Origin of the sequence: Shewanella sp. SM68 (assembly GCF_025653925.1) — a bacterium.
Lineage (GTDB): Bacteria > Pseudomonadota > Gammaproteobacteria > Enterobacterales > Shewanellaceae > Shewanella > Shewanella oncorhynchi.
The window spans coordinates 496,466-516,492 of sequence record NZ_JAKKRU010000001.1 but is presented as its reverse complement, the minus strand read 5'-3'; the positions used below and the strand labels follow the sequence as shown (position 1 = coordinate 516,492).

The 20,027-nt window shown below is 46.4% G+C and carries 18 protein-coding genes; 6 read left to right on the top strand and 12 right to left on the bottom strand.

Annotated elements, in window-relative coordinates; genetic code table 11:
* Window positions 1-123: 123 nt before the first annotated feature.
* The 6 genes from L5M40_RS02195 to rluE all read right to left on the bottom strand — a co-directional run bounded on the left by L5M40_RS02195 (window position 124) and on the right by rluE (window position 6,205).
* Window positions 124-1,263: a cupin domain-containing protein gene (locus L5M40_RS02195; protein ID WP_014610719.1), complete on the bottom strand. Its 1,140-nt coding sequence runs from the start codon at window positions 1,261-1,263 to the stop codon at window positions 124-126.
* Between the two features lie 152 nt (window positions 1,264-1,415).
* Window positions 1,416-2,786, bottom strand: coding sequence for an adenylosuccinate lyase (gene purB, locus L5M40_RS02190; RefSeq protein WP_263176752.1), 1,371 nt, complete (start codon window positions 2,784-2,786; stop codon window positions 1,416-1,418).
* 29 nt (window positions 2,787-2,815) lie between these two features.
* The gene (gene hflD, locus L5M40_RS02185) at window positions 2,816-3,433 is read right to left on the bottom strand and encodes a high frequency lysogenization protein HflD (RefSeq protein ID WP_028759733.1); all 618 of its coding nucleotides are present in this window, start codon (window positions 3,431-3,433) and stop codon (window positions 2,816-2,818) included.
* Window positions 3,434-3,436: 3 nt separating this feature from the next.
* Complete coding sequence (gene mnmA / locus L5M40_RS02180; RefSeq protein WP_173244504.1) at window positions 3,437-4,555, bottom strand: tRNA 2-thiouridine(34) synthase MnmA; 1,119 nt, start codon at window positions 4,553-4,555, stop codon at window positions 3,437-3,439.
* 324 nt (window positions 4,556-4,879) lie between these two features.
* A complete protein-coding gene (locus L5M40_RS02175) occupies window positions 4,880-5,374 on the bottom strand; it encodes an NUDIX hydrolase (protein WP_263176751.1) in 495 nt (164 codons plus the stop codon).
* 45 nt (window positions 5,375-5,419) lie between these two features.
* Window positions 5,420-6,205, bottom strand: a complete 786-nt coding sequence (gene rluE / locus L5M40_RS02170; RefSeq protein ID WP_211085895.1) for a 23S rRNA pseudouridine(2457) synthase RluE — start codon at window positions 6,203-6,205, stop codon at window positions 5,420-5,422.
* 343 nt (window positions 6,206-6,548) lie between these two features.
* On the opposite strand from rluE, the gene L5M40_RS02165 reads away from it, so the two are divergent.
* On the top strand, window positions 6,549-8,774 hold the full coding sequence (locus L5M40_RS02165) for an NADP-dependent isocitrate dehydrogenase (RefSeq protein WP_028759736.1): 2,226 nt from the start codon (window positions 6,549-6,551) through the stop codon (window positions 8,772-8,774).
* Window positions 8,775-9,095: 321 nt separating this feature from the next.
* Here L5M40_RS02165 and cspD read toward each other — a convergent pair whose 3' ends face one another.
* Window positions 9,096-9,302 (bottom strand): cold shock domain-containing protein CspD, encoded by a 207-nt coding sequence (gene cspD, locus L5M40_RS02160; RefSeq protein ID WP_006081937.1) that lies wholly within the window; start codon window positions 9,300-9,302, stop codon window positions 9,096-9,098.
* Between the two features lie 194 nt (window positions 9,303-9,496).
* Between cspD and clpS the strand changes: the two genes are divergently transcribed.
* Window positions 9,497-9,805 carry an ATP-dependent Clp protease adapter ClpS gene (gene clpS, locus L5M40_RS02155; protein ID WP_006081936.1) on the top strand — a complete coding sequence of 103 codons (309 nt, stop codon included), beginning with the start codon at window positions 9,497-9,499 and terminating at the stop codon, window positions 9,803-9,805.
* Window positions 9,806-9,848: 43 nt separating this feature from the next.
* The gene (gene clpA, locus L5M40_RS02150) at window positions 9,849-12,116 is read left to right on the top strand and encodes an ATP-dependent Clp protease ATP-binding subunit ClpA (protein WP_263176750.1); all 2,268 of its coding nucleotides are present in this window, start codon (window positions 9,849-9,851) and stop codon (window positions 12,114-12,116) included.
* 116 nt (window positions 12,117-12,232) lie between these two features.
* Here clpA and infA read toward each other — a convergent pair whose 3' ends face one another.
* From infA to aat, 3 genes are all read right to left on the bottom strand, one after another.
* Window positions 12,233-12,451, bottom strand: coding sequence for a translation initiation factor IF-1 (gene infA / locus L5M40_RS02145; RefSeq protein WP_006081934.1), 219 nt, complete (start codon window positions 12,449-12,451; stop codon window positions 12,233-12,235).
* A gap of 82 nt (window positions 12,452-12,533) precedes the next feature.
* On the bottom strand, window positions 12,534-13,244 hold the full coding sequence (locus L5M40_RS02140) for an arginyltransferase (protein WP_263148402.1): 711 nt from the start codon (window positions 13,242-13,244) through the stop codon (window positions 12,534-12,536).
* Window positions 13,231-13,944 carry a leucyl/phenylalanyl-tRNA--protein transferase gene (aat, locus tag L5M40_RS02135; RefSeq protein ID WP_131523329.1) on the bottom strand — a complete coding sequence of 238 codons (714 nt, stop codon included), beginning with the start codon at window positions 13,942-13,944 and terminating at the stop codon, window positions 13,231-13,233. The genes L5M40_RS02140 and aat overlap by 14 nt, the downstream gene beginning before the upstream one ends.
* A gap of 54 nt (window positions 13,945-13,998) precedes the next feature.
* On the opposite strand from aat, the gene L5M40_RS02130 reads away from it, so the two are divergent.
* The gene (locus L5M40_RS02130) at window positions 13,999-14,469 is read left to right on the top strand and encodes a glycine zipper 2TM domain-containing protein (protein WP_028759742.1); all 471 of its coding nucleotides are present in this window, start codon (window positions 13,999-14,001) and stop codon (window positions 14,467-14,469) included.
* 70 nt (window positions 14,470-14,539) lie between these two features.
* On the top strand, window positions 14,540-15,292 hold the full coding sequence (locus L5M40_RS02125) for a Nif3-like dinuclear metal center hexameric protein (protein ID WP_263162763.1): 753 nt from the start codon (window positions 14,540-14,542) through the stop codon (window positions 15,290-15,292).
* Between the two features lie 156 nt (window positions 15,293-15,448).
* Here L5M40_RS02125 and L5M40_RS02120 read toward each other — a convergent pair whose 3' ends face one another.
* Window positions 15,449-16,405, bottom strand: a complete 957-nt coding sequence (locus L5M40_RS02120) for an AEC family transporter (protein ID WP_263176749.1) — start codon at window positions 16,403-16,405, stop codon at window positions 15,449-15,451.
* A 269-nt stretch (window positions 16,406-16,674) separates the two neighbouring features.
* Window positions 16,675-18,744, bottom strand: coding sequence for a methionine--tRNA ligase (gene metG / locus L5M40_RS02115; RefSeq protein ID WP_263176748.1), 2,070 nt, complete (start codon window positions 18,742-18,744; stop codon window positions 16,675-16,677).
* A gap of 160 nt (window positions 18,745-18,904) precedes the next feature.
* On the opposite strand from metG, the gene apbC reads away from it, so the two are divergent.
* Window positions 18,905-20,020 (top strand): iron-sulfur cluster carrier protein ApbC, encoded by a 1,116-nt coding sequence (apbC, locus tag L5M40_RS02110; RefSeq protein WP_006081927.1) that lies wholly within the window; start codon window positions 18,905-18,907, stop codon window positions 20,018-20,020.
* The last annotated feature ends 7 nt before the right edge of the window (window positions 20,021-20,027 follow it).

Genomic DNA, 20,027 nt, shown 5'->3' with positions numbered 1-20,027 from the left:
TGTGTCGATTGATACTGATAATTGAAATAACAATAAGGCACTCAGTTGAGTGCCTTTTTTATACTGACTTTTATGTTGATTTCCTATGTTAAGAACAAGGTCATCGAACAAAGTCGATAGGGCTTATTCTTCGCTGTCGCTCAAGTAGTAGAAACCTTGATTGATGAGTTTCAACAGTAAGGCTTGGACTTCTTCATGCTGACATATTTCAGTCGCTTCATCGGCGTTTAAGCTGACGTTATCGCTCAACTGTGCGATTACGTCTGCCGGTGTTTGGGGCAGTTCGTGTACATCACCATTGATGAATAATCGCGGCGTGGCGTCATTTTCAAGGCGCAATACTTTCAAACCGCCGATACGGCTGACGCCAGCACCTTGGGCGAAGGCATCTTGCAAATCTTCAATGCTGTAAGCTTCTTCGCCTTCACACAAATCAAGTTCGAAACGGTTTTGACTGAGCAGTTTACCTAACACGATTTGGTAGCTATTGGGATCTTGGCTCAGCTGACTCAAGAGTGACATGATGCCCACTTGATGATCTTGGCTGACAATACCCGCTGAACTCGGTTCAGTTTGCGATGTGAAACGCTGCTGACCTAAGTTATTGTCGAGCAAATAATCGGCGACTTCACTGACTAATTCTTGCTGGCTTGGTGCACGGAAACCGATAGAGTAACTCATTGCCACAGTTAGGGTTTCGCCGCAGTGTGGGAAACCAGGTGGAATATAAAGCATGTCGCCTTTTTCTAACACTACATCGATAATGGGTGTGAAGTCTTCAACCAGCGGCGAGTTTGGATTGCCGCCACGGCGTTGTTGCGGGGTATTGTCACCCACAGTCCAGCGACGTTCACCTTCGCCTTGAATGATAAACACATCGTAGTTATCGACGTGTGGGCCGACACCGCCACTTGGGGTTGCAAATGATGCCATCAAGTCATCGAAGCGCCAGTCAGGTAAAAAACGCAGCGCTTCAACTAATGGTTGCGAATCTGGGTACCAATGGTTGACGGCTTGCACTAATAATTGCCAATGGGTTTCGCCATAGCTGTCGTAATCTTCAAACGGACCTTGCACTACTTCCCAATCATTGTCTTTGGTGACGACGATGCGTGAAGAGATTTCTTCTTCACAGGCAAGGCCTGCTAATTCATCGGCGCTGATAGGATCTTCAAATTGCGGAAATGCTTTTTTGATCAACAGGGGTTTCTTTTGCCAGTATTCACTAAGAAACTGGGCGATATCGAGATTGAGTGTATACATAGTGTTAAAAAAGGCGACCACATCACGGTGATGTGGGTCGCCTTAATCCTTATTTCTGTTTAAGAAAGAGTATTGTCCGTCGCCAACTTCAGTTAATAACTAATTTCAGTCAATAGCTTAATATTAGTTAATCGCCAATTTTAATTAATAACTTACTTCAGTTCGTCGACAAACGTTTCGGCACGACCAATGTAGTTGGCTGGCGTCATTTTCTTCAGTTCAGTTTTCACTGAGTCTGGTAATTCAAGTCCGTCAATAAACACTGACAGTTGCTGCGCGTCGATACGTTTACCGCGCGTCAGTTCTTTTAATTTTTCGTATGGCTTTTCAATACCATAACGACGCATTACCGTTTGTACGGGTTCTGCTAACACTTCCCAGTTGTGATCTAACTCATCACGCAGATGCGCTTCGTTAACTTCTAACTTGCTGATGCCTTTTAAGGTCGCTTGATACGCGATCAACGCATGGGCAATACCCACACCTAAGTTACGCAGTACAGTCGAGTCAGTTAAGTCACGTTGCCATCTTGATAACGGTAGTTTAGACGCTAAATGTTGCATCAGTGCGTTAGCGATACCTAAGTTACCTTCAGAGTTTTCAAAATCGATGGGGTTAACTTTGTGCGGCATAGTCGATGAACCGATTTCACCGGCGATAGTGCGTTGTTTGAAGTGACCTAGGGCGATGTAACCCCAAATATCACGGTCAAAGTCAATCAGCACAGTGTTGAAACGGGCAACCGCATCAAACAATTCGGCAATGTAATCGTGTGGCTCGATTTGCGTCGTGTAGGCATTCCAGTGCAAGCCAAGGCTAGTCACAAAACGCTCAGACAGCTCATGCCAATTAACTTCAGGATAGGCTGACAAGTGAGCATTGTAGTTACCAACGGCACCATTCAGTTTACCCATGATTTCAACATTGGCGATTTGTTTGATTTGACGTTCAAGGCGCACTGCGACGTTCGCCATTTCTTTACCGAGCGTCGAAGGTGACGCGGGTTGGCCATGGGTACGTGACATTAATGGCACAGAGCGATATTCAATCGCCAGCTTTTTAATTGCCGTCAGCAACTCATTGCAGTAGGGCAGTAAAACATGCTCACGGGCTTCAGTCAGCATTAAACCGTGGCTTAAGTTGTTGATATCTTCAGAAGTACAAGCAAAGTGAACAAACTCACCCACTGCGGCTAATTCGCTATTGCCTGCGATTTTTTCTTTAATGAAGTATTCAACCGCTTTTACATCGTGGTTAGTGGTGCTTTCGATAGCCTTAACACGCAGCGCATCTTGTTCGTTGAAATTGTCTTTAATGCCATCTAGTACGGCGATAGCTGACGCGCTCAATGTTGGCACTTCGCTAATGTCTAGACAGTCGGCTAACAGTTTTAGCCAATTGATTTCAACCTGAACACGGTACTTGGTAAGACCGAACTCGCTGAAAATCCCTCTCAATGACGCGGTTTTACTACCATAACGACCGTCTACCGGAGAGATAGCAGTTAGTGCGGAAAGATCCATGTGTAGCTCCTTGATGAACGCTAATTTTATTATAGGGTAAGACTTTTCTTGGCTGTATCGACTATGGCTTTGCGGGCGAAGACTAAGTGTCGACGTTTACCGCCCAACTGACGCCACAGTACTGCGCTGCGTATAGCGGCAAGCAGCAGAGCACGAATTTTATGTTGTACAATAGGGCGCTGCAAACACACAGGATTACCCGATATTTGGATTTTTGGCCCTAAATTACTGATGATGTCACTGTAAATGCTGGCAAGATTGGCAACAACTTGCTCATCTGTGATGGCAAAATGATGTAGCTGGCGATTCACTTGATTAATACGTTCAGCCAACATGCCTAAGCCACTGTTAGAGCGCACGAGTTTACGCTCTAGGGCAAGCACGCCCACTAAATAGCGGGTGATTTCAACATCTTTTTGGCTGCTGTCACCGAGCTGGTTCAGGATCAGCTTATAGCCTTTTTGCAATACGATTTTATCTTGGTAGACATCGGGCGTATTGTCAGGATTGGTGACGAGAATGGTGTTTAAGCTCGCTGCGAGCTCGGCATTATCCAATTCGCCATGGCGCGCTAAATGTTGAACTTGGGCAATGGCTTGCAGTATGCCTGCAAACGCCATCGTCCGATTAATGAGTTGCTCGTTCACGCTTTACCCTCGGATTAATTGATCTATGATGCCGCCACCTAGGCAGACCTCACCATCATAAAATACCGCAGACTGTCCAGGCGTCACCGCCGCAACAGGTTCATCGAAGACCACGCGCAAGGTGTGTTCATCTGTGTAGGTTAATGTACAAGGCACATCTTGTTGGCGATAACGGGTTTTCACTGCGATATGACAACCATCGACAGGCCCAGTTCTATCTACCCAATGCAGTTGGTTAACTGTCATGCCGGTCGACATCAAACGGGGATGGTGTCCGCCTTGACCCACGATCAATACGTTACGCTCAAGATCTTTATCGACCACATACCAAGGATCGTCATTGCTGTTTTTCATGCCGCCAATGCCTAAGCCTTTACGTTGGCCTAAGGTGTGGTACATGAGTCCTTGGTGCGTGCCTATGACTTCACCTTCTGGGGTTTCAATATTGCCAGGCTGCGCCGGTAAATAAGTCCCTAGAAATTCAGTGAACTTGCGCTCACCGATAAAGCAGATGCCAGTACTGTCTTTTTTGTCATGAGTGATTAAGCCCATTTCTTTCGCAATTTCACGAACTTGATGTTTTTCGAGCTCACCGACAGGGAACAGGCTTCGGGCTACTTGCTCGTGGCTTAAGGTGTAGAGGAAATAACTTTGATCTTTATTGCCATCAACGCCACGGAGCATTTGCGTACTGCCGTCGCTGTTATCGCGACGGCGAACATAGTGGCCCATTGCGATGTAATCGGCGTCGAGGATTTCGTCGGCAAATTCTAAAAATGCCTTAAATTTGATTTCTTTGTTGCACATGATATCGGGATTTGGCGTGCGGCCCGCTTTGTATTCGGCGAGGAAATACTCAAATACATTGTCCCAATATTCGGCAGCAAAGTTGACTGTATGTAGCTTGATCCCAAGCTTGTCGCACACGGCTTGGGCGTCTTTTAAATCTTCTGCGGCCGCGCAGTACTCGTTATTGTCATCTTCTTCCCAGTTCTTCATGAAAAGGCCTTCAACCTGATAGCCTTGCTGCATAAGCAAATAGGCTGAAACAGATGAATCTACACCGCCGGACATGCCGACAATGACTTTTTTTCCTGTATGAGTGGGTTCGATTGATGTCATAAATCCTAAAAACCATTGAGTATGTGTGTTGGCTAGGTGGATGAATTTAAGCCGCGACATTGAGCGCGTAACAAAAATACCTAACCTAACTAAAAATATGGGCTAACTAAAAATCCAAGCTCACTTTAAATCCAAGCTCACTTTACATCTAGGTGCTGTGCTGCTGATTGCTAAATCAAACTTTTCCAGCGCTATCAAATAAAATGAGTCCGCAAACTGTCAGTAAACCTCGCATTTACGGCCAACTATTTATTTGCTGTACAAGGCCTCTGCAGTAGCACATGCATTAAGCTTAGCCAGCCGTTTATGCGGGGCGGTATTCTATCACGCCTTGCTCGCTTGGGCTATCGTGAGGCGGTCACTATTGAGTAAGCTAAGGGGATAAGTTTGGCCATTTTGTGCCTGATTGAGATAGTCTTTTAAGCAATCGAGTACTAAGGGGCTGCGCAGTAAAGATGGCATGGCTTCTATCTGCGCAAGACTTAACCAATGCGCACTATGGATCGCTTTATCCTGCGGCGCAGGTGAGGGCATATCATCTAACTGCACGAAAAAAGTAAAGCGCACAAAGGCTAAGTCTTCACTGGCGCTAAGTTGATAAATGCCGACGAGTCCTTGGGCTTTGAGTGATAACCCCGTTTCTTCAAACACTTCGCGCTCACAGGCTTGGATCAAGCTTTCATTCGCTTCTAAGTGACCCGCGGGTTGATTAAAGCGTTGCTCGCCTTCAATCCACTCTTCTACCATCAGATATTTGTCCTGTGAAGCTGCATGAACAATACAAGCGACGGTCACATGGGGTTTATATCTTTGACTCATGGAGCCTCCTTTGAGTGGATTTGAATGAAGAAAGTAGGCTGAAATTTAGACTTCATCACCGAGACGGATACATTTGTGCTCACCCGATGGCAAATTATCTAGACTCCATTGGCCTATTTTATAACGGATTAATCTTAAGGTCGGAAAACCGATATGCGCTGTCATGCGTCTGACTTGGCGGTTGCGGCCTTCATGAATTTGGATTTCTAGCCAAGTTGTTGGGATATTTTTGCGCTCTCTCACCGGTGGATTACGTGGCCAAATGTCGGGTGAATCCATGATTTTGACTTTAGCAGGCAGCGTCATACCATCATTTAATTCAACACCTTGGCGCAGTTTTGTCAGTACATCTTCCGTCGGAACGCCTTCTACTTGCACCCAATAGGTTTTAAAGGTTTTCTTTTTTGGCTCTGTCAGCCTTGCCTGTAATTGACCGTCATTAGTCAGCAACAACAAGCCCTCACTGTCTCTGTCTAAGCGGCCTGCGGCATACACGTCAGCAATGGGAATGTAGTCTTTTAGGGTTTTACGACCTTGTTCATCGGTAAACTGGCAAAGTACATCAAAAGGCTTATTAAACAGCACGATAATTGGTGCGAGCGTTTGACTCTGCACCGGTTTTGCCGCCGCAATTGCGCGTCGATTAGGATTTTTAAAGGGTTCTTTCTTTAAACTGCCATTGGCATTTCGTGCTGGCGCCACTTTGCTATCTACGGCGGTAGCGCGGTTGGCAGGGCCTCTGCTGGCGGGTTTAGCGGGTTTAATCGGGCTCTTGGCTGGGGAACTTGCGCTGGCATTGGCACCTTTAGGTTGAAACTTGTTTTTGTTCATACTTTTGCTAACAGGAGGTTGAGACACGCTTACCTGACTTGATTGAGTCGTTAATGTGGTCATAGTGTACTTGGCATTCGCCGTTAGTGGAATTTGAATATTATTGCGAATGCTCTATGATGTCGGCCAGAAAATGTGATCTGTGCCTAAATGTTTATTAGGTTTTAATGAGTCGTTGTAACAAATTTTAGCTTGCGCGCAAAGACAGAAGGGCATTGAGAATTTGAAAGATGAGGGCGTGGTCGATTGCCTTGATTGATATTTTTCCTGTGCTCAGATTTGTTCGCCATGCTATAAAATTATTATAAAAAATATTAAATTTTACAATAATGTAGGATGTAACATGAAAGATAACTCATCAACAATTATTTACACTGAAACAGACGAAGCGCCAGCACTGGCCACCCTCTCACTCTTACCTATTATCAGAACGTTTACCGACGCCGCGGGCGTTGCGGTTGAAACCCGTGATATCTCGTTATCGGGCCGTATTATTGCCAGTTTCCCTGAGCAACTGACTGAAGCACAAAAGATTGGCGACCATCTGACAGAGCTTGGCGAGTTAGCGAATCAGCCAGAAGCGAACATCATCAAGTTACCAAATATCAGTGCTTCGATCCCACAATTAAAAGCCTGTATCCTTGAACTGCAGCAAAAAGGTTACGACATCCCTAATTATCCGGATGAGCCAAAAACCGACGCTGAAAAGTCAATTAAAACACGTTACGACAAGATTAAAGGCAGTGCGGTAAACCCAGTACTGCGTGAAGGTAACTCAGATCGCCGTGCCCCATTATCGGTGAAAAACTTCGCCAAGAAAAACCCGCATTCCATGGGGAAATGGGCCAAAGATTCCAAGTCACACGTTGCCCACATGACTGACGGTGATTTCTACGGTAGCGAGCAGTCTGTGACTTTATCTGATGCGGGCAGCGTGAATATCGTGCTGACCCAAAAAGATGGTCAAGAAGTGGTGCTCAAATCGGGTCTTAAGCTGCTGGCTGGCGAAATTATCGATGCTGCGGTGTTGAGTAAAAAAGCCTTAGTGAGCTTCTATGAGCGTGAAATCGAAAACGCCAAAGCTGAAGATGTGCTGTTATCGCTGCATCTGAAAGCCACTATGATGAAAGTGTCTGATCCTATTATGTTTGGTCACGCTGTGAAGGTCTTCTTCAAGCCAGTATTTGACAAACATGCGGCGCTTTTCGCTGAATTAGGCGTTGATGTTAACAACGGTTTTGGTGATGTTTATGCCAAAATAGCGACATTACCTGCTGATAGCCGCGCCGAAGTCGAAGCCGATATCGCCGCCGTTTACGCTGCGCGTCCCGCATTGGCTATGGTTGATTCTGACAAAGGTATCACCAACTTACACGTACCAAGCGACATCATTATCGATGCGTCTATGCCTGCTGCGATTCGTTCATCTGGCCAAATGTGGGGACCAGACGGTCAACTGCATGACACTAAAGCCATGATCCCTGATCGTTGCTATGCCGGTATTTACCAAGAAACGATTGCTTTTTGTAAAGAGCACGGCGCTTTTGATCCTAAAACCATGGGCAGCGTGCCAAACGTGGGCTTGATGGCGCAAAAAGCCGAAGAGTACGGCAGCCACGATAAGACCTTTGAAATTCCTGCTGACGGTGTGGTTAACGTTGTCGATGCCAGCGGTAAGGTATTGATGAGCCATAACGTGGAAGCGGGCGATATCTGGAGAATGTGCCAAGTTAAAGACGCACCTATCCGTGATTGGGTAAAACTGGCCGTGCGCCGTGCCCGTTTAAGCAATACCCCTGCGGTATTCTGGTTAGATAGCAAACGTGCCCACGATGCGCAAATCATTGCAAAAGTGCAGCAGTACCTGCCAGAACATGACACTGATGGCTTAGATATCAGCATTATGTCTCCAGAAGACGCGACGCGTTTGTCTTTGGCTCGCATCAAAGAAGGCAAAGATACCATTTCAGTTACGGGTAACGTTCTACGTGACTACCTGACTGACTTGTTCCCTATCCTCGAGCTAGGCACCAGTGCTAAAATGCTGTCAATCGTTCCATTAATGAACGGCGGCGGTCTATTTGAAACAGGTGCGGGTGGTAGTGCGCCTAAGCACGTGCAACAGCTTGAGAAAGAAGGTCACTTACGTTGGGATTCGCTCGGTGAATTCTTGGCTCTGGCGGCGTCTCTTGAGCATTTAAGCCAAACAGTGGGCAATCCAAAAGCCCAAGTATTAGCCGATACTTTAGATCAAGCCATTGGCCAATTCTTAGATAGCAATAAATCGCCATCAAGAAGAGTCGGTGAGCTGGATAACCGTGGTAGCCATTTCTACTTAGCCATGTACTGGGCACAAGCCTTAGCAGCGCAAACCAGCGATGAGCAGTTACAAGCACACTTTATTCCGTTAGCGCATGCGCTCGCGGCGAATGAGCAAGTGATTGTGGCTGAATTAGCGACGGCACAAGGTGCACCAGTCGATTTAGGTGGTTACTACCGTTTAGATGCGGCTAAGGCTGAAAAAGCCATGCGCCCAAGCGAGACGTTGAACAAGCTGTTGATTGCTTAATCCCGCTCGTTATCACTTTTAGATGGCGTGCGCGTCAGTGTTGGCCATCTAAGTTGATGTAAAGTTGTAAGTCATTAGACTGATTTTAAAAAAGGGTCTGCATTGCAGATCCTTTTTTATACCTTAAATTTGCTGTCGAGACCGATGATAAAATCTTTTTGCTGGGATGCAATGGGTGATGTGCGGCGATTGAACTTGAATTAAATTCATGCGAAATGATGATGAGCGATGCAGTATTAAGTGGTGAGAATTGATGAAACACGCAGCAATAAAAAGGCAGGGACAAGTCCCTGCCTTTTAGATCATTGGCCTCACCAAACGTTATTTTGTTGGTGAAATGGCTGAAGCGTGCATCCCTTTTGGACCGGCTTCTACTTCAAATTGAACGGGTTGGCCTGCTTTTAGAGTTCGATAGCCTTCCATTTCAATGGTAGAATAGTGTGCAAAAACGTCCTCACCACCTTGATCAGGGCAAATAAACCCGAATCCTTTGGCGTTGTTGAACCATTTAACAGTTCCGCTTGCCATACTTCCACTTCCTTCTGTTGTCTACTTACCAGTAAGATAGTAAAACCTGTATAGACGGGTATTCGTTCACCGTCTGCACAACAGAATGTAAGGAGTAAATGCGGAAGTCAAGCTAAAATTAACAAAGGGGTAACAACTGATTAATTTGAACGGATCAATTGGAAGAGGCCAACACGAGAGGCTAGTATTAAAAAATGGCAAAGATAGGAAATATTGAACACGTTGAAGAACGTGTCGAATCAGAGTTAATGCCGCCTTCGATGTATAAGGTGGTACTCAATAATGATGATTACACCCCAATGGATTTTGTGATTGAAGTTTTGCAGGTTTTCTTTCGCAAGAACGAGCAGGAAGCGACCGATATCATGTTGACGATCCATCACCAAGGAAAAGGGATTTGCGGTATTTTCCCGTTTGGGATTGCAGAAACTAAGGTGATACAAGTAAATCAATTTGCAAGACAAAACCAACATCCGTTACTGTGTTCGTTAGAGAAAGCATAAAACCGCTTTACTCTGTAGTCTGTTGTTAATTTTGGGGGTGCTTATGCTGAACAAAGATCTGGAAGTCACCTTAAATCTGGCGTTTCAGCAAGCCAGAGATGCGCGTCACGAGTATATGACAGTGGAACATCTGTTATTAGCTCTGATCGACAATCCTGCGGCTCAAGAAGCGTTAATCGCCTGTGGAGCGAATCTAGATAAACTCAGAGATGAAGTGGCAAGCTTTATCCAACAAACAACCCCAATCATTGCCGATATTGATGATGACAAAGAAACTCAGCCGACGCTTGGGTTCCAGCGAGTGCTGCAACGGGCAGTATTCCATGTGCAGTCATCGGGTCGCAATGAAGTGAACGGCGCTAACGTGTTAGTTGCCATTTTCAGTGAGCAAGAATCCCAAGCCGTGTATTTACTGCGCCGCTGCGACATTAGTCGCCTCGATGTAGTGAATTTTATTTCCCATGGTTTCGCCAAAAATGATGATGCTGAGTCACATCAAGATCAAGAACGTGTCGAAGATCAGGGCGAAGGCAGCGAAGAGCGTAGTATGTTGTCGCAATTTGCGTCCAATTTAAACCAGCTTGCTAAGCAAGGGATCATCGACCCTTTGATTGGTCGCGACCAAGAAATTGAGCGCGCGATTCAAACCCTGTGCCGTCGCCGTAAAAATAATCCACTGTTAGTGGGTGAGGCGGGTGTAGGTAAAACAGCGATTGCTGAAGGGTTGGCATATCGTATCGTCAATAAACAAGTGCCCGATGTAATACTTGAAGCGACAGTGTATTCCTTAGATTTAGGTTCACTGCTGGCGGGAACTAAGTATCGCGGTGACTTTGAAAAACGCTTTAAGAACCTGTTAAAAGAACTGGCGGCGGATAAGCATGCCATCCTATTCATCGATGAGATCCACACCATTATCGGTGCGGGCGCGGCCTCTGGCGGCGTAATGGATGCCTCTAATCTGCTGAAACCTTTGCTATCTAGCGGCAATTTACGTTGCATGGGCTCTACTACTTTCCAAGAATATCAAAGTATTTTTGAGAAAGATCGCGCACTTGCACGTCGTTTCCAAAAGGTGGATATCAATGAGCCTTCAGTGGAAGAAACCACTAAGATTTTGATGGGGCTTAAGTCTAAATACGAAGAATATCATGGGGTTCGTTATACTCAGGCCGCGATCAGCAGCGCTGCAGTATTGTCGGCCAAGCACATCAACGACAGGCATTTACCCGATAAAGCCATCGATGTGATTGATGAAGCGGGTGCGCGTATGGTGATGCTGCCTATGAGTAAACGTAAAAAGACCATAGGCCAAGCCGAGATTGAGTCGATTGTGGCGAAAATGGCACGTATCCCTGAGAAGTCGGTATCCGCTACTGATAAGGACTTACTGCGTAACCTTGAGCGCAACCTTAAGATGGTGGTCTTTGGCCAAGATAAGGCCATTGAGAGTCTGAGTTCGGCCATTCGCTTATCGCGCAGTGGCTTAGGTGCTGACCGAAAACCTGTGGGGAGCTTCTTATTCGCCGGTCCCACCGGTGTGGGTAAAACCGAAGTCACTAACCAACTGGCCAACTGCTTGGGGATGAAACTGGTGCGCTTTGACATGTCTGAGTACATGGAAAGCCATACAGTGTCACGCCTGATTGGTGCGCCTCCTGGTTATGTGGGTTATGACCAAGGTGGCTTGCTCACGGATGCAGTGATTAAAAATCCGCACTGTGTCGTGCTATTGGATGAAATTGAGAAGGCCCACCGTGATGTCTATAACCTGCTGTTGCAGGTGATGGATCACGGTACTTTGACCGATAACAATGGTCGTAAGGCGGACTTCAGACATGTGACTTTGGTGATGACCACTAACGCGGGTGTACAGGAGACTATTCGTAAGTCGATTGGCTTTACCCAGCAAGATCACACCCAAGATGCATTATCTGAAATTAATCGAGTATTTTCGCCAGAATTTCGAAATCGTCTCGATTCCATCATTTGGTTCAATCATTTGGATATGACGATTATCGCCAAAGTGGTCGATAAATTCTTGGTGGAATTGCAGGCTCAGTTGGATGCAAAACACGTTACTTTGGAAGTCAGCGACGAAGCCAGAACCTTGTTGGCCGAGAAAGGCTACGATAAGAACATGGGCGCACGTCCAATGGCTCGGGTCGTGACCGAATTGATCAAACGTCCATTGGCAGACGAGATCTTATTTGGTGTCTTAGAGTCAGGCGGTGTTGCGTATGTGGATGTGAAGGAGGGCGAGATTGTCATTCGTACCGAACGTCACGAAAAAGCGACAACAAAAGCTTAACGCTTGATTATCCATTAGTTTTAGACATAAAAATGGCTGCAATTGCAGCCATTTTTTTCATCTTTCGCAAACAAAAAAACCCGGCCTTGCCGGGTTTTTAAATCTAAGAGGCTATATCAGCGTGCGCGGAAGACAATGCGACCTTTGGTCAGATCATAAGGAGTCAGCTGGACGGTAACTTTATCGCCAGTGAGGATCCGGATGTAGTTTTTACGCATTTTGCCTGAAATGTGGGCTATCACCACATGACCATTTTCAAGCTCTACACGAAACATTGTGTTTGGCAAGGTTTCAAGGATAGTGCCTTGCATTTCAATGTTGTCTTCTTTCGCCATTAATTAATTATCCCATTAGCCTTCGAATATAAAAAACGGGCGTATCATGCCCCAAATTCCCCCCGCTGTAAAGGGGAAGTACTTAGCAAACTTGGTAATACTCCCAGCCCGTCGGTGTCAGAATTTGATAAGGGCGATACAAACGCTTGTAAGACATCTTACGGTTTTCATCTATTTGATATCCGAGATAAACAAATTCTTTATTCATGAGTTTCGCTAGTCGACACTGAATTAAAATTAACAGTGCGCCGAGGGAGCGATGTTCTTCGTCGGGGTCAAAATAGCTGTAAATTGCCGAAAGACTATTGGGCAAACTATCAGTGACCGCAACTGCCAATAATTTATTTCCATCATAGACTTCGATAAACGTTGGCGGTAACCAATGGCAAAAAAGAAAGTGATTATATTGATCTTCACTCGGGGGAAACATGGGGCCGTCAAAATGTCGCCCACGAATGTAATGTTCATATAGCGTATATTGCTCGGCGGTTTGCTCCGATGTTATACGCCAAGTCAGATCTTGGTTTTTTGCTAAAGTGCGTTTTTGGCGTTTCGATGGGACAAATTCATGCGTTGGTACACGGATTGGTTGGCATGCACTGCATCTAGGGCAACGTGGTTTGTAGATAGAGCTACCACTGCGGCGAAAACCCACTGCGAGCAAACGCTCAAATAAAATGGGATCGAGCGTATCTTCTTGGATGACGAGTAGCTGCTCCTGCTGGCCATCAAGGTAGCTGCAGGGAAATATTTGACTGATACCGATAGCGATCGATGCTTTACTCGAGTTCAAGGATGACCTCTTTAGTGGCCCAAGTATTTGGGTCCACGGGATTGTTTCTCAGTTCGCTCAGTAACGTTATAAAATCAATGCGTTTAATAGCTTTAGCTCCCAAACTTTCTAGGTGGGGATTCATCACTTGTGCGTCGATGAGTTTGAATCCCATCTTGAGTAAATGTTGTTGCAGTGCTGCAACGGCGGCCTTGGACGCATTGGTTTTTCGGTGAAACATGGATTCGCCACAAAATACTTGGCCGATCGCTAAGCCGTAAAGCCCACCGATTAAACGTTCACCTTCCCACACTTCAATGGAGTGGGCATGACCTGTGTGATGCAATTCGCGATAGGCCATTTGAATTTCTTGGGTGATCCAAGTGCCGCTCTGTTTTTCTCTTGGCTGCGCACATCCCGCCATCACATCGGTGAAAGCGTGATTGATTGTGATCCGCCAAGGTTGTTTTTTTAAGTATTTACGCAGGCTGGTGCTGATGTGAATTTCACCTGGAATAAACACGGCGCGGGGATCCGGTGACCACCATAGGATGGGATCGTCAGAATTAAACCAAGGAAAAATACCGTTGTAGTAAGCAGAGAGTAAACGTTCAGGACGTAAGTCGCCGCCGATAGCCAATAAACCATTAGGATCGGTCAAGGCGAGCTCGGGCGAAGGAAAAGCGTCAAATTCGTGATTCAGGAAAGACAGTGACTTCACAATTGAGTATGATTTAGTTATAGACCTTATTATTAAGTTAGCGGAAATTCAGATATGTGGAAACCTACTCTAGCAAGCTTTATGTTTATTTTTGCTTTTATCATCAGCCCCGCTAATGCTGGCTATGATCGCAATCAAGCCGTGCCAGTTGAGAAAGTACTCTATGGCGATATCACTTCGGTACGTAATATCACCGAAACCCAGTTAATTGAAGACCGTAATCAAGGTTGGAAAACCTTCGGCGGCGCCTTAGCGGGTGGGGTGATTGGTAATCAGTTTGGTGGCGGTTCGGGTCGAGATGTGGCGACGATTTTAGGTGCCTTGATTGGTGGGGGGATCGGTAACCGTTATGGCAGCGGTACTAGCGTGCAATCGTTTAAGCTGGTGGAACTGATGATCAATCAAGAAGATGGCACTCAGGTCATGGTGATCCAAGATTACGATGCTGGCATGACGTTTAACGCGGGTGACAGAGTTCGAGTGGTGTACCTGCAAGGTGGCGTGCGTGTTGATATCGCGATGTAAGCGATTGTCTCATCTTGAATAAGTGCTCATCTTCAGTAAATGGTCATCTAGAGTAACGGACGGTAATGCAATGACACGGACAGAACTAAGCCAATATTTAGCCGATTTTTTACATGTGTCGGCCTTTAAGGATTACGCACCCAATGGGCTGCAGGTAGAAGGCAAGGATGAGATCCGCACCTTAGTCACGGGCGTGACAGCGTGTCAGGCCTTGATCGATGAAGCGATTCGATTAAACGCCGATGCGATATTGGTTCATCACGGCTTTTTTTGGAAGAATGAGCCTGAAGTGATCACAGGCATGAAACAACGCCGAATTAAGGCGCTGCTCAAGCATGATATTAGCTTGTTTGGGTATCATTTACCCTTAGATGCCCACCCAATGCTCGGTAATAACGCGACTTTGGGGAGACAGCTTGGGATCGTCGACGCAGAAGCCATCGAAGAGGTGGCTCAGGGGCTACTGTGGCGTGGAAAACTTGATCTTGCAGTCAGTGCTAGCGAATTTTCTCACACTCTTGAGAATGCGTTAGGCAGAGCCCCACTGCACATTGGTGATCGCGATGCTAAGATCCAACATGTAGCTTGGTGTACTGGTGGCGCACAGGATTATATCGATGTTGCGGCGAGTTTAGGTGTGGATGCGTTTATCAGTGGTGAAGTGTCCGAGCGAACGTTCCATAGTGCGGTAGAGCAGGGCATACATTATTTTGCGGCGGGGCACCATGCGACAGAACGTTTTGGCATTCAAGCCTTAGGCCGTCACCTCGCCCGCGAGTTTGATCTCGTGCACCATTTTGTGGATATCACCAATCCGGTCTAATCCATTCATAAAGCGGCTTATGATGACCATCTAACTGTTTTATTCCTAAACGAAAGGCGAGCATGGCTCGCCTTTTTTATTGTGGTTTATTATTACTTATAGTCACTCAAATCCGTTTCTCTAGCGTTTGTGCAATCAGCTCTTAGCCTTTAGCTGCTAGATCAGCCCAAAAGTGGACAATACAAAGATGCCTAAGGTGCACGTGATCAGCGAGCAGACTGTGGTTAGCGCAATAATATTGGCCGCAAGGGGCGCATTGCCACCCATGGCGCGCGCCATCACATAGCTTGCGGCTGCGGTGGGTGCAGAACTCATTAAAAAGACCATTGCTAACTCAATCCCTCGATAACCCAACAGCAAGGCCCCAATAGTGATAAAAAGCGGGGCAAAGATCAGTTTCAATGCGGTCGAGAACCAAGTTGTATGCTTTTCATGTTTGAGTGAACCAATATCGAGCGAGCCGCCGGTACACAGTAGCGCTAATGGCAGGGTCATATTGGCAAAGTATTGTCCCGCATCGAGCACCATTTTCGGTACTGGAATAGCAAGCAAATAGAAAAAGATGCCGGCCATAATGGCAATGATCAACGGATTTTTGGTGATGGTCTTGATGATCACGCCAAATGCACGTTGGCTGGATTCTTCACCTTTAGGGCTTAGGCAAATAACCGCTTGAATGTTATACAGCAGCGTCATCGAGGCAACATAGACTGCGGCTAAGGCAACACCAGAACTCCCATAGGCGTTGGAAACGTAAGCTAAGCCGATAATGGCGGTATTGGCCCTAAAACCCCCTTGAATAATCACTCCTTGGTCTTTGTGCTTGGGAAATAGCCGCCCAGTTGCATAGGTGGAGAGTAGAAAAAACAGGAAATTGGCTGCTAAACCATAGCCAATTAAGGGCGCGCTGGAGGCGAGATCGTGATTGGAACTAATGATGCTAAGGAACAGCAATGCTGGCAGCGTCACGTTAAAGACTAATCTTGATGCAACATCAATAAAGTTTTCATTGATGACTTGGGTGCGTTTTAGGATCACACCGAGCGCTAACATCAAACAGATTGGGCCCGTAATCGAGGCCGAAAACAGCAACTGCTCAACGATATTTCCCATAACGACTCCTCGAGTTATTCAGTTAGCACTGCGTCGATTTTAGACTTGTCACTGATATGAATGTCACATTGCCGTGAATATCTTGTCGATAGAAATACGAGTTTTAACTCGGTCTCTTAAACCACTCAGTTAAAATTAAATGGCTTAAACTCAGTCTTTTAAAAGACGAAGTGATACTCGGCACCACGAATTGACTAGCAGTCAAAACCAACAAATAAGGCCACATAAAATGCGGCCTTATTGATTTTTCGAGCGTTATCTAGCGCAGATTACTTAACCCGCATGCCAGGCTGTGCGCCTTCATGGGGTTCTAAAATCCACAGGTCGCTGCCACCAGGGCCAGCGGCCAAAACCATGCCTTCTGACATACCAAAACGCATCTTACGTGGTGCTAAGTTAGCCACCATCACAGTTAGTTTGCCTTCAAGGTCTTCTGGCGAATAGGCCGATTTGATCCCTGCAAACACTTGGCGTGTTTCGCCACCGATGTCGAGTTGTAACTTCAGTAACTTGTCGGCGTCAGCAACATGCTCGGCTTTCACGATACGAGCGATACGCAGGTCGATTTTCGCAAAATCATCAAAGTTGATGGTCTCACTGATAGGATCGTCAATCAGTGGCTCACTACTAACCGATGAAACTTTAGCTGTTTTTTCAGGCGCAGCCGTCTTTGGTGCATCGGCCGTGACTTGCAGGTTATCCTTAGAGTCGGCAACCATAGCATTGACTTTATCGAGCTCAACACGTTGCATCATGGCTTTGAATGGCGCGATTTCATGACCCGCTAAATCTTGGTTCAATGCATTCCAAGTGAGCGGTAGTTGGAAGAAGGCTTCCACATCTTGGGCTAAACGTGGCAATACAGGTTTTAGATACGTCACGAGAATACGGAACAGATTCAAGGCATTTGAACACACTTGATGGGCCGCTTCCTGTTGATCATCGTGTTTCACCATTTGCCAAGGTGCTGCATCGGCTACAAAACCGTTAGCAATATCCGCCAGTGCCATGATTTCGCGCATTGCTTTGCCGTATTCGCGGCCTTCGTAAAATTCGGCAATCACCTCTTGCTTGGCTAGAAACGCCTCAGTCAGTTTGGTGTCGTTAATTTTCGCTAGCTTGCCATCGAAACGTTTAGTGATAAAACCTGCGGTGCGCGAGGCTAAGTTCACTAGCTTACCGACTAAGTCTGAATTCACGCGCTGGGCGAAATCTTCGAGATTTAAATCTAAATCGTCGATACGGCTGCTGAGTTTGGCGGCGTAGTAGTAACGTAAATATTCAGGATCTAAATGATCTAAATAAGTTCGCGCCTTGATGAAAGTGCCTTTGGATTTTGACATCTTAGCGCCGTTGACCGTCACATAGCCGTGGGCATAGACGCTGTTTGGCTGGCGGTAACCTGAGCCGTGTAACATGGCTGGCCAAAACAGACTGTGGAAGTAGACTATGTCTTTACCGATGAAGTGATAAACCTCGGCGGTTGAATCTTTGCCCCAGAATTCCTCAAAGCTCAGCTCAGGGCGTTTGTCACAGAGGTTTTTGAACGAACCCATATAACCGATAGGCGCATCTAGCCAAACGTAGAAATACTTACCTGGCGCATCGGGAATTTCGAAACCAAAATACGGTGCATCACGGGTGATATCCCATTGCTGCAGACCTTGCTCGAACCATTCGTCGAGTTTATTGGCCATTTCGACTTGCAGGGCACCAGAGCGAGTCCACTCTTTTAGCATGCCTTCGAAGGCGGGCAGGTCGAAGAAAAAGTGCTCAGTGTCTTTCATCACTGGTGTCGCACCCGATACCGCTGATTTTGGATTGATGAGCTCAGTTGGGCTGTAAGTCGCGCCGCAGGCATCACAGTTATCGCCGTATTGATCCAGTGACTTACACTTAGGACAAGTGCCTTTTACGAAGCGGTCTGGCAGGAACATGGATTTCTCAGGATCGAACAGCTGAGAAATACTCTTGCTCTTGATATAGCCATTCGCACGTAGCTTGAGATAAATATCACTCGCCAGTACGCGGTTTTCATCGCTGTGGGTGCTGTGATAGTTATCGAAGGCGATATTGAAATCGGCAAAATCCTGCTGATGTTCTTTGTTCACTTGTGCAATCATGTCTTCTGGTGCTATGCCTAATTGCTGTGCTTTAAGCATGATTGGCGTGCCATGGGCGTCATCGGCACAAATATAGTGGCACTCATGTCCACGAAGCTTTTGATAACGCGACCAGATATCTGTCTGTATGTATTCCAGCATGTGACCTAAATGTATCGGTCCGTTTGCATAGGGAAGTGCGCTGGTCACGAGAATTTTACGTTGTGAAGTTGCCATCTTGTCTCAAATATCGTGGTGGGCCAAAAATATTGGTAGAGATACTAACCGATTACAGGATGATTTTCATCAAAACCTGAGCCAATTGAGCTAAATCTGCGCTAATGTTTTCTGCATTATCTGGTACACTTGGGCAAATTTATTGGTGGGGGTAATTCTTTTGTCTTCAACTCAAACTGATTATCGTCTGAATGACGATCTTCTCGGGCCAGTTCTGGCTATTCTCGATTCATTTGTTGACCCGTATCTCGCGAAAGGGTTAGTGAGCGCAGGATGCGTAAATAAGCTGGCATTGGAAGGTAAGCGTTTGCAGCTTGGCTTAGTCTATCCATACCCTTGTATGACTCAGTATCGCGACACTGTCATGGCGCTGACGAATAAGTTAGCGGTGCTCGATGCTATTGATGAAGTCGAGTGTGAAATCGATTTTCAACCTAAAGCCTACTCAGCGTTATCTTCTATTGCGCCGATTGCCAATGTGAAGCAAGTGATTGCCGTAGCCTCAGGTAAGGGCGGCGTGGGTAAGTCAACCACAGCGGTGAACTTAGCTTTGGCATTAGCGGCCGAAGGTGCGCAGGTGGGTATTCTCGATGCCGATATTTACGGCCCGTCAGTGCCTATGATGTTAGGTATCCCTAATTTCAGACCGCTTTCCCCCGATGGCAAACATATGACAGCCGCCAGTGCCCATGGTATTGCCGCGCAGTCGATTGGTTTTATGCTCAGTGGTGATGAAGCTGCCGTGTGGCGTGGCCCAATGGCCGCGGGCGCGTTGGCCCAGTTACTGAATGAAACCCAATGGCCAGAACTGGATTATTTAGTCGTTGATATGCCACCAGGCACAGGGGATATTCAGCTCACGTTATCGCAAAAAGTCCCTGTGAGCGGCGCTGTTATCGTGACTACACCGCAGGATATCGCGCTGGCCGATGCCAAGAAGGGCATCAATATGTTCCAGAAAGTGAACATTCCTGTGCTGGGTATTGTCGAGAACATGAGTTTCCATTTATGTCCTGAGTGTGGTCATAAAGAACATCCATTTGGAACTCACGGCGGCAGTAAAATCGCTGAACGCTATCAAGTTCCACTGTTAGGCGCTTTGCCGCTGCACATTAATATCCGTGAAGCCATGGATAATGGTGCGCCGACCGTCGTTGCCGAACCTGACAGTGAAGTCGCAGCTCTTTATCGGGAAATTGCCCGTAAAGTGGGCGCAGAACTGGCTTTAAAGCAAAGCCAGAAAACAGTTTCTATTAGTGTTTCAGATGACGAGTAAGGTTTAA